General features: G+C 46.0%; 10 protein-coding genes and 1 pseudogene. 5 read left to right on the forward strand and 6 right to left on the reverse strand.

Features of this window, described 5'->3' with window-relative positions; genetic code table 11:
* Nucleotides 1-149: 149 nt before the first annotated feature.
* From IM475_RS23210 to hetL, 3 genes and pseudogenes are all read left to right on the forward strand, one after another.
* Nucleotides 150-257: pseudogene (locus IM475_RS23210) on the forward strand (DUF6398 domain-containing protein); the annotation flags it as partial.
* A 106-nt stretch (nucleotides 258-363) separates the two neighbouring features.
* Entirely contained in the window at nucleotides 364-726 is a 363-nt protein-coding gene (locus tag IM475_RS19655) for an ArsR/SmtB family transcription factor (protein ID WP_194032981.1), read from the forward strand.
* 52 nt (nucleotides 727-778) lie between these two features.
* Nucleotides 779-1,441 carry a heterocyst differentiation pentapeptide repeat protein HetL gene (hetL, locus tag IM475_RS19660; RefSeq protein ID WP_287728819.1) on the forward strand — a complete coding sequence of 221 codons (663 nt, stop codon included), beginning with the start codon at nucleotides 779-781 and terminating at the stop codon, nucleotides 1,439-1,441.
* Nucleotides 1,442-1,573: 132 nt separating this feature from the next.
* Here hetL and IM475_RS19665 read toward each other — a convergent pair whose 3' ends face one another.
* From IM475_RS19665 to remA, 6 genes are all read right to left on the reverse strand, one after another.
* Nucleotides 1,574-1,711, reverse strand: a complete 138-nt coding sequence (locus IM475_RS19665) for a photosystem II reaction center protein K (RefSeq protein WP_008206475.1) — start codon at nucleotides 1,709-1,711, stop codon at nucleotides 1,574-1,576.
* Nucleotides 1,712-1,761: 50 nt separating this feature from the next.
* Complete coding sequence (tgt, locus tag IM475_RS19670; RefSeq protein WP_287728820.1) at nucleotides 1,762-2,886, reverse strand: tRNA guanosine(34) transglycosylase Tgt; 1,125 nt, start codon at nucleotides 2,884-2,886, stop codon at nucleotides 1,762-1,764.
* A 59-nt stretch (nucleotides 2,887-2,945) separates the two neighbouring features.
* Nucleotides 2,946-3,407 (reverse strand): hypothetical protein, encoded by a 462-nt coding sequence (locus IM475_RS19675; RefSeq protein ID WP_287658726.1) that lies wholly within the window; start codon nucleotides 3,405-3,407, stop codon nucleotides 2,946-2,948.
* Between the two features lie 211 nt (nucleotides 3,408-3,618).
* Complete coding sequence (gene clpP, locus IM475_RS19680; RefSeq protein WP_287658732.1) at nucleotides 3,619-4,260, reverse strand: ATP-dependent Clp endopeptidase proteolytic subunit ClpP; 642 nt, start codon at nucleotides 4,258-4,260, stop codon at nucleotides 3,619-3,621.
* A gap of 99 nt (nucleotides 4,261-4,359) precedes the next feature.
* Nucleotides 4,360-4,914, reverse strand: a complete 555-nt coding sequence (gene gmk, locus IM475_RS19685; RefSeq protein WP_287658725.1) for a guanylate kinase — start codon at nucleotides 4,912-4,914, stop codon at nucleotides 4,360-4,362.
* Between the two features lie 12 nt (nucleotides 4,915-4,926).
* Nucleotides 4,927-5,196 (reverse strand): extracellular matrix/biofilm regulator RemA, encoded by a 270-nt coding sequence (remA, locus tag IM475_RS19690; protein WP_002737924.1) that lies wholly within the window; start codon nucleotides 5,194-5,196, stop codon nucleotides 4,927-4,929.
* 472 nt (nucleotides 5,197-5,668) lie between these two features.
* On the opposite strand from remA, the gene IM475_RS19695 reads away from it, so the two are divergent.
* Nucleotides 5,669-5,875, forward strand: coding sequence for a hypothetical protein (locus IM475_RS19695; RefSeq protein ID WP_002735525.1), 207 nt, complete (start codon nucleotides 5,669-5,671; stop codon nucleotides 5,873-5,875).
* A gap of 128 nt (nucleotides 5,876-6,003) precedes the next feature.
* The gene (gene psbV / locus IM475_RS19700; protein ID WP_103112337.1) at nucleotides 6,004-6,489 is read left to right on the forward strand and encodes a photosystem II cytochrome c-550; all 486 of its coding nucleotides are present in this window, start codon (nucleotides 6,004-6,006) and stop codon (nucleotides 6,487-6,489) included.
* The last annotated feature ends 231 nt before the right edge of the window (nucleotides 6,490-6,720 follow it).

The following is a 6,720-nucleotide window of genomic DNA, read 5'->3' on the forward strand; positions in this document are numbered from 1 at the left end:
AGCAACAACCCCGGACAGCAAAGACTATTTTAGCGTCAGTTTGGCTGTCGGTCAGCTAATCCCCTAAAATTAAAGGAAAGCCTCGCAGGAAAACTAGAGTTATGACTTTTAATATCCGACAATTAGATAATTTAGACTACACACCTTAGATCGAGTTTGGCTATCTCTATCAAGGTTATACCCTTACTACCATGACTAAGGCAGATGTGCAAATCTTCATGGAAAAGATTTTACCGCTCTCGATCGAGTTTGCCGACTAGACTCTAGTGACCTCTCCAGTTAAACTATAGTAGTCAATAGTTATAAAGTTTTAAACGATCACCTATTGTCAGCCTTTTTAACCGGTCACTTTATTGCCTACCTATGTTAGACAGTTTCTCCCCCCAAACCTCTAGCCTCGTCCTCGCTTCGGTGGCGGACTATTTCAAAGTCCTGTCGGAAGTCAGTCGCCTACAGATTCTCAGTTGCTTGCAATTAGGTGCGATGAATGGTAAAGAAATCGCTGAAGCTACCGGACTAGGTCAAGCCAATCTCTCCAAACACCTGAAAGCTTTAACCCAAGCGGGAATTATCTCGCGGCAACCCCAAGGAGTCAGCGTTTACTATCAAATTACCGACCCCGTGATCTATGATCTCTGTCAGGTGGTTTGCGATCGTATTAGTCAGCAAATGCGTCAACGAGTCCTGGAATTCGAGAGTCTGCCGGCTTTCCATCTCCCTAAATAAAAATTACCAAACCCTTGACATTTTGCGTCAATTATGATAAGGAAAAATTTCCATGCTCCTAGAAGAACTTTGTCAACGCTATCGGGAGGGAGAAAGAGATTTTCGGGGGATTAATTTGCGGGAAGGCGACTTAACTAATATTATCCTCCCAGGAGTCAATTTTTGCCGTGCTGATCTGCGACAGGCGCGGTTAGGAAAAATAAGCCTTGCGCGATCGCTGCTGAGAGAAGCGGATTTAAGTGAGGCGATTCTTTGGGGAGCAGATTTAAGTCAAGTGGACTTTTATCGAGCTTGTTTACGCGATGCGGACTTAAGCGGGGCTAATCTCATCGAAGCCAATTTAGAAGCCACTTATTTAACCAAAGCCGTCTTAAACGGGGTTAATCTCAACAGTGCTAATCTCCAGCAGGCCGTATTAATCGATACGGATTTTCGCTCCACTTCCGACCAACGCACGGACTTAGGCAAAACTAACTTTTGCGGAGCCGATCTCAACTATGCCAATCTGAGTGGCTCCCTGTTATATCGAGCTAATTTCGCTGATTGCCGACTTTGCCGGGTTAATTTTCGTGCTAGTCCCGAAAGAGACGCATTTATTACCGATCTCACCGGGGCCAGTTTCCGGGGTGCGGATCTCAGTTATGCCGATTTGCGCGGGGCAATTTTAGAAGATGTGGACTTGACTGATGCTGATTTAACTGGGACTTTGTTTTAATCTGGGGAGGTTTTTCAGGGATCAGTAATCAGTAAACAGTAAACAGTAATCAGTGAAAAGATGTCATTTCACTTAAAACTCAAATCTGCTCACTGATAACTGCTCACTGATAACTGATAATTAGGGGTCGATTTATTTAAAACCGACGGATGCTTGCCAAACAAAGGCCAGCAAGAGGAAAAATAGGGGAATCAGGGGCAAGACATCGACTAAGGGGTCGAAAATTTGGTATGCTTCCGGCAATTTGGCCAACAAAAGTGCAGTTTCCATCTCTCTATCTACCTTGACAAGAAAATTTTCAAACGTTTGCTGAAATTTTATCACGTTGGGGTAACATCTACGGCATCCTCAAGCCAAGGGGCAAAATCTTGGGCAAAAGTCCCACCCAGGATAGATTGACGAATTTCACGGGTAAATCTGATTAATTCGGCGATATTGTGCAGAGATAAGAGAATATAACCCAACATTTCCCCCGATTTAATTAAATGATTCAGATAGGCACGGCTAAAGTGTTGACAGGTGTAGCAGGGACAAGTCTCGTCTAAAGGGACGAAATCCTCCTTAAAACGGGCATTTTTTAGGTTCCAACGCTCTCCCCGCACTAAAGCCGTGCCATGGCGACCAAAACGGGTGGGAATAACGCAATCAAACAGGTCTATGCCACTAGCGATCGCCTTGGCCATTTCTCGATAGGTTCCCACTCCCATCAGGTAACGGGGTTTATTTTCGGGGAGTAAAGGGGCAGTTATCCGAACAATGCGATGAATTAGGCTCGTTTCTTCCCCCACACTCACGCCCCCGATAGCGTAACCGGGTAAATCGAGTTTTACTAAAGATTCCGCCGCCGCTGCCCGTAAATCCTCATAGATTCCCCCTTGGACTATGGCGAATAAAGCCTGTTCTTGGGGTCGTTGATGGGCCCTCAGACAGCGCTCTAACCAGCGATAGGTGCGTTCTATGGATGCTTTCATGGTCTCATGACTGACTCCCGTGGGGGGACATTCATCGAAGGCCATAATCACATCAGCACCGAGGGCATTTTGAATCTGAATCGATTTTTCTGGCGTAATTTCGATGATTCTACCGTCCCGGGGCGATCGAAAGGTGACTCCCGACTCTTTAATTTGCCGCAGTTGACTAAGGCTAAATACCTGAAATCCACCCGAATCTGTTAATATTGGCTGATTCCACGCCATAAAATCGTGTAAACCTCCCGCTTTCTCGATAATACTTTCTCCGGGCTGCAGATGCAGGTGATAGGTATTAGCGAGAATCATTTGCGCCCCCGTGCTGGCGATTTGAGCGGGGGTCAAACCTTTCACCGTGGCCAAAGTTCCCACGGGCATAAAACGGGGTGTTTCTACCGGTCCGTGGGGAGTATGCCAAACCCCAACCCGCGCACCAGTTTGGGGACACTGGGCGATTAATTCAAAGGAAAATCCCACTGTTTCAGTTATCAGTTATCAGTTATCAGTTATCAGTAACCAGTATTTTTGATCGCTGCCTAAAAGGGGCAATCGTTGTCGTCTTCGTCTTCAAACTGCACATCCCACTTAGCAGAAAGTACCTGAGTAACCATGGCTTCGAGGGTATCGGCATTGAGACGGGCTTTCATCTCGGGGTCTTGCAGTGGATTACTCAGGGGAATTAGCCGTAATTGCCGATTGTCTTGGATCAGATCAAAATAGGTTTCACCGTCGGGAGAGCGGGTTAAACGCAGACAATCGAAGCTATAGGTATTGAGATAAAGACTGTAGTTAGCAACTAGGGTGCTTTGCTGATAATCGGCGAAAACTTCCACTATCCATCCCTCCCCTTCACTCTGAATCACTCCTTCGAGACTATGGATGTAGCGAACTCGTCCGAGATCATCGAGGAGACGACGCATATCTTCTTTAGCGATGACCACGCCAGAATCAATAATACAGGGGGCGGGCAGGGGCTGTGAGGGTGGATGATAGTTCATAGGGATTGCCAGTAAAAAAATTTCCGTTAATAACCCACCGGGGGGTTTCTACCGATTCCTGTTGCAATTTTCTTCGGGTTACGTCTCGATCTTAACCCAATCCGCTAGAACTTTTCACTGTTATTTAATATTAATAACGGCGATCGATGATTAATTTCCGCTTACTAAATATTTACAAAAATCTGGGTAGACAGGGCCTACCCGATCATAACTATTTACTGGGAGGGTTAGAAGCGGAAGGACTGCGATCGATCACCTGATCGATTAAACCATAGTCTAGAGCTTCTTCGGCGGACATAAAGAAATCCCTTTCCGTATCCTCGGCGATGAGGTCGAGAGGTTTACCCGTATGACTAGCTAGGTGTTCATTGAGTAATTGTTTGAGATAGAGAATTTCTTTGGCCTGAATTTCGATATCGGTGGCCTGACCTTGGGCGCCGCCGAGGGGTTGGTGAATCATGATCCGCGAGTTGGGTAGGCTCATTCTTTTGCCCGGTTTGCCGGCGCTGAGGAGAAAAGCCCCCATACTGGCAGCTAAACCAATACAAATGGTGCTGACATCGGGACGGATTTGATTCATGGTGTCAAAAATCCCTAATCCGGCCGAAACGGAACCACCGGGGGAGTTGATATACAAGTAAATATCTTTTTCGGGGTCTTCTGCTTCTAGAAAGAGTAATTGGGCGACGATGAGGTTAGCTAGGTCGCCGGTTACTTCTTGTCCCAAAAAGACGATTCTTTCCCGGAGTAGTCGGGAGTAGATATCGAAGGCGCGTTCGCCCCGGCCTGTGGTTTCAATAACGGTAGGAATCATTGCGCTTTCTTGTCTTGCTGCTGCGGTTGGTTTTTTGATTGTAACTTAGGGGAAGTGGGGAAGTGGGGAAGTGGGGAAGTGGGAAATTTCAACTAAAACCCTAAAACCCCTAAAATCCCAACACCTGACCCTTGACGGCTAACGGCTAAAAATAATCTTCTCGATGGCATCTAGGGCGGTTTCTAGGTCATCATTGACGATTTGATCGGGGAATTCCTCGCTGGCGGCTAATTCTTCTTGGGCGCGTTCCAGACGACGGGCGATCGCCGTTTCAGCATCTTTGCCCCGGCCGCGCAAACGACGTTCTAATTCCTCGAAACTGGGGGGTAGGATAAAGATTCTCCTCGCTTCGGGGAAGCTTTGACAGACCTGTCTGGCTCCCTCTAATTCGATTTCTAGAATGACGGTCCGGCCCGCCGCTAATTGAGCGGCGATCGCTGATTGGGGTGTCCCATAATAATTGCCCGCGTATTCGGCCGATTCTAGAAATTCTCCGGCTGCCATTTTCTCCTCGAAACTGGGACGGTCGAGAAAATAGTAGTCTTCCCCCTCAATTTCACCCGGTCGAGGTGGGCGCGTAGTAGCGGATACGGACAGGTAGAGGTTAGGGAAACGAGTTAGTAAATGCCGGACTAGCGTACCCTTGCCCACACCGCTAGGGCCAGTAATGACAATTAATTGACCGGGTTGCATGGGGTTAATAACTTAGTTGCTACTATTAACAGGGGCTTCCTTGTTGACCACGAAACGGTGAGCCACGGTTTCTGGTTGAATGGCCGACAGCACCACATGACTAGAATCGGTGATGATCACCGCACGAGTCCGTCTTCCATAGGTAGCATCGATTAAACAGCCTTTATCCCGAGCATCACTGATGATGCGTTTGATAGGAGCCGATTCTGGGCTAACGATGGCGATAACCCGATTAGCGGAAACAATATTACCGAAGCCGATGTTGATCAGTTGTATATCCATAAGTTAACAAAGGTGTAGTCCTTTGTACAAAAGAGTGTGGAGGTATGATTACAATGTTATCGAGAAAGATTTAGCCTTACAAGGCTAAAAATAACATTCTTAATCACATTTTAGTATTTTTTCAGGTTTTTTGCGATTTTAATTAAATTTGTTTACACAAGTCTCTATCTTAGGGAGTAAATAGTCCAAAAGTCGGGAAAATTAGGGAATTTTGAGGGTGTGGGGGGTGGGAATTATGAATTATGAATTGGGGAGTGGGGTGTGGGGAGATGGGGTGTAGGGTGATGGGAGCTTTTTTCAGTGTTGCCAAAGGCACGGCGTAGCCGTCCAGTAAACAGTAAACAGTAATCAGTGAACTGAAAACTCACAACTGATCACTGATAACTGATCACTGTCAAGAATGTCCCCGGCAATGGCATGATAATTATGGTAACTAATAAGTATTCTCTATCCTTGGTGGGTGCGTTAGACTATGGGTTTTGCTGATCTATCGATCGCTGATATTGCGGCAGAGTACGATCTGGCCGATGAATCTGTGTTGTCACTTTGCGACCAATTAGGCATCTCCTATAAAGATCGGCAGACTAATCTCGCCCTAGAAGATGCTAAAGCAATTATCTCACTGATTTTATCCCAACGCTCAGGAGTAACCGCCTCGAAAACGGAAACGTCCCCTTGACTTTATTCCCAACTGGGATCTTCTCGGTGTCCGTGATCACTTAGAATGGATCGACACCCTCCCAGAGGAGAAAATTTTTTAGTCACCTTAAAATCCCGTTTCTTGGAACAATTGCGAGTAGGAGAACAATGATCAAACGTTTGATTGTGGCAGCGATCGCTGTAGTCTTTTTTGTATTACAATTCAATCTTAACGGCGCTAGTGCCTTAGAACTCGATGAAGAAAGCCTCACCATCACCCTCAATGATGCAGGGGAATCGGTGACTTTGACTTCTGAACAAGCGACGGAAGGACAGAAACTTTTTGTCGCCAATTGTACTAAGTGCCACCTGCAAGGTAAAACCAAAACTAATAATAACGTCAGTTTGGGTCTGGCCGATCTGGCAAAAGCGGAACCTCCCAGAGATAATCTGTTAGCATTGATTGATTATCTAGAACATCCCACCAGTTACGATGGTGAAGATGATCTAAGCGAATTTCATCCCAATGTTAGCCGTCCCGATATCTTCCCAGAATTACGCAATCTGACGGAAGATGATGTGTATAACGTCGCCGCTTATATGTTGGTTGCTCCCCGTCTAGACGAGCGCTGGGGTGGCACAATTTACTTCTAAATTGCACTCCATATATTCCTCGATCCCTCTAGATTTCTAGGGGGATTTTTGATTAGACAGCAAATAGTTGTAAAAATTCTTTGAGTTCATTTATGGCATAGAACGAGTTAGTTAGGACAGATGCCTGAAGGCTTTACTCACAGCATCCACAAGGTTTTCACTATCATTGATAATCTGACTAACATAGTTTTTCAATCTAGCCCAGAACTTTTCAATTTTGTTGAGATCTGG

The organism is Microcystis sp. M061S2, assembly GCF_020245605.1.
GTDB lineage: Bacteria > Cyanobacteriota > Cyanobacteriia > Cyanobacteriales > Microcystaceae > Microcystis.